The following is a 2,827-nucleotide window of genomic DNA, read 5'->3' on the forward strand; positions in this document are numbered from 1 at the left end:
GTGAGGCCGACGGCCCCGGCCTCGGGGCGCTGCAGCGAGCGGTCGCCGGGCTCGATCGCGAACAGGGTCACGCCGATGCGGCCGCGCCCGGCCATGGCCTCGCAGGCGTTGGCGAGGATGTGGCCGAGCGCCAGTTCCAGCTGGATCGGGTTGCACAGGGCCGGCGGCAGGCCGTCGGGGATCGACAGATCCAGCGCGATCCCCGGCGGCAGGCCCGGCCGCAGCCGGTCGAGGCCCGCCTGCACCGCCGCGCCGAGATCGACCGGGCGCAGGTCGGGCGCGATCCGCCGGGAATGGGCGAGGAGCTGCCGGGTGAGCACGGCGGCCCGCTCGGAGGCCTCGGTGGAGCGGGTGATGGCCCGCTGGATGAACGGCTCCGGCCGGTCGCCGAGGCGCCGCTTCAGCCCGTCGATGTAGCCGATCAGGATCTGCAGGAAGTTGTTGAATTCGTGCGCGACGCTGTTCGTCAGGAGCCCGAGCGCCTCCCGCTGCCGCGACAGGGCGAGGGCATCCTCCGCGTCCCGCCGCCGCGTCACGTCGATGATCTGGCCGAGGAGGCGCGGGGCGTCGCCGCCGGGCAGGGCGGCGAGGTGGATCTCGCCCCAGAACGAGGCGCCGCCGCCGCGGCCGAACAGCAGCTCGAAGCGTCCCGCCTCGCCGCGGGCCAGGGCCTCGCGGAACGGTGCCCAGCCGGCATGATCGCCGTGGTGGCAGGCCAGCGCCTCGATCCCCTGCCCGACGAGCGCGGTCTCGCCGAGGCCGGTCAGCCGCAGCAGGGCGGGGTTGGCGGCGCGGATCGTCGCCCCGGCCTCCGACGGTTCCAGGAGCAGCGCGGGGAGCGGCAGCACCGCGAGGAGGTCGGTCTCCGCCGCGGGATACGGGGCGGAAGCGAGGGCGGCCTCGGTCGGCATCACGGGGCGCCGCCGCCGCGGAAGGGAGAGCCGGCCCGAGCCGGACCGGCCCGGCGGCGGGGCGGGCGAAGCGAGAACGGTTCGGAGCGCGGCTGAGGCATGCCCTTCAACGCCCGAACGCCGATCCGGATCAGCGGTTGGCGGTGGTGGCGGGCGAGGCGTCGTTGTTGAGGCTGACCCAGGCCTTTCCGTCCTGCCCTTCGCGCTTGACGAAGCTGTAGCCGGTGCGCTGCCAGGGCAGCACCGCGTTGGTCTTGTTGTCGAGGATCAGGTCGCCCCGGTCGGTGCGCACCATCAGCACCGCGTGGCCCTCGCCGATCTCGTCGATCACCACCGTCATCCGCAGGGCCCGGCGGGACAGGCGCCGCTCCACCAGCATCCGGCGCTTGAGGAGCTGGATGTCCTCGCAGTCGCCGAAGCCGTCATCGGGGAAATCCCAGCGATCGACGACGCCCCAATGGGCCATGTCGGTGATCGGCTTGATGCGGGCGTTGACCCGGCGGTTGACGGTCGTGAGCGTGTGCCACAGCGCGGGCGTCAGGGTGACGACCGCCGGCTCCGTGGGATCGACCGTGCATTCGGACGGGTAGCGGGCGCAGAAATCGTTCCAGGCGGCGACGGGGCGGGCGGGGGCACCGGGATCGGCCGCACTGCCCGCCTCGGGCAGGCCGGCGGTGCGTGCCTGGCTCGGCTGGACCGGCGCCGCGGCGCCGCCGAGCAGCAGGGTCGCGCCGACGAGGGACAGATGGGCCGCCCGGCCGAGGCGCCGTCTCACGTCCCCGCGGAGGAACGCCGATCCGTTGCCGACGCCCCGAAGCACCGCGTACCGCATGGCCGACCGTCCCGCAGCCCCTTGTTTCCCGGCGAAGCTTGCACGGGCCGAGGCCCGGCTCAATACGAAAATGAAGGAACGGTGAAGGCGGATTGCCGCTTCCCCGTGCCGCGGCGAGACAAGCCGGCTCGGGCTGGCAATCCGGCCACACCGGCCGCCCCTTTCTCCGCAGGCCGCGCGGAGGCGATCCGCGAAGCGGGGCCGCGCTCAGCGGTTCGCCGTCGTGACGGGCGAGCTGGCTCCGCCCAGCGAAACCCATGCCAGGGCGTCCTGCCCCTCGCGCTTGATGAAGACGTAGCCGGTCTGGGCCCAGGTCAGCACCGCGTTGGTCTTGTTGTCGAGCACGAGGTCGCCGCGGTCGGTGATGAGGGTGAGGACGGCGTGGCCCTCGCCCTTCTCGTCGATCACCACGGTCATCCGCATCGCCCGGCGCGGCAGGCCTGCGGCGGCCAGCATCCGGCGCTTGAGAAGCTGGAAATCCTCGCAATCGCCGCGGCCGTCCTCGGCGAGGTCCCAGCGGTCGGGCCGGCCCCAATGCTCCTGGTCGGTGACGGGGTCGATCGTCCGGTTCACCCGGCGGTTGACCGAGACGATCGTCGACCAGATGGCCGGGGTCATCGCGATCCGGGCCGGCTCGGCGCGATCGAAGGCGCATTCCGCCGGATAGGACTGGCAGAACTCGGTCCAGGCCAGGATCGGCCGGGCCTCGGCGCCGGGGATGAGGCCGGCGCTCGCCGCGGGGAGCGCGGCCATCATCTGCGGAGCGGTCTGGGCCCCGGTCTCGCTGACGAGGCCGACGCAGAGGGTCAGCAGCGCCAAGAGCCCCATCTGGAGCCCCGTCTTGAGATGACCCGTCCCGGTGGTGCGCATCGCGGCGTTTCCTTCGAACGAGGCCAGGATGTCGCCGCACCCCCTCCGCCGCGCTGAAGTCGATCCGCGCAATTTTATCGATTCGCCCCGGCAACGATCCGCCCGTCCGTGAGGGCGAATTGCGGCTCACGGATCTGCGGCCAATGCGAGGGATCGCGTTAGGGAGCGGGAAACCTTGCGCGACGGCCGAACGGGCCGCGGTCGCGGTGGAACG

At 72.9% G+C, this 2,827-nt stretch carries 3 protein-coding genes; all 3 read right to left on the minus strand.

The window, feature by feature from the left end:
- Positions 1–911: PAS domain S-box protein (locus MFF42_RS24495; protein ID WP_238258523.1), on the minus strand; the 911-nt coding region annotated here is incomplete at its 3' end.
- A 130-nt stretch (positions 912–1,041) separates the two neighbouring features.
- On the minus strand, positions 1,042–1,743 hold the full coding sequence (locus MFF42_RS24500; protein WP_238258526.1) for a transglutaminase-like cysteine peptidase: 702 nt from the start codon (positions 1,741–1,743) through the stop codon (positions 1,042–1,044).
- A 207-nt stretch (positions 1,744–1,950) separates the two neighbouring features.
- Complete coding sequence (locus MFF42_RS24505; RefSeq protein ID WP_238258528.1) at positions 1,951–2,613, minus strand: transglutaminase-like cysteine peptidase; 663 nt, start codon at positions 2,611–2,613, stop codon at positions 1,951–1,953.
- Positions 2,614–2,827 lie beyond the last annotated feature (214 nt).

Source organism: Methylorubrum podarium (assembly GCF_022179745.1).
Classification (GTDB): domain Bacteria; phylum Pseudomonadota; class Alphaproteobacteria; order Rhizobiales; family Beijerinckiaceae; genus Methylobacterium; species Methylobacterium podarium.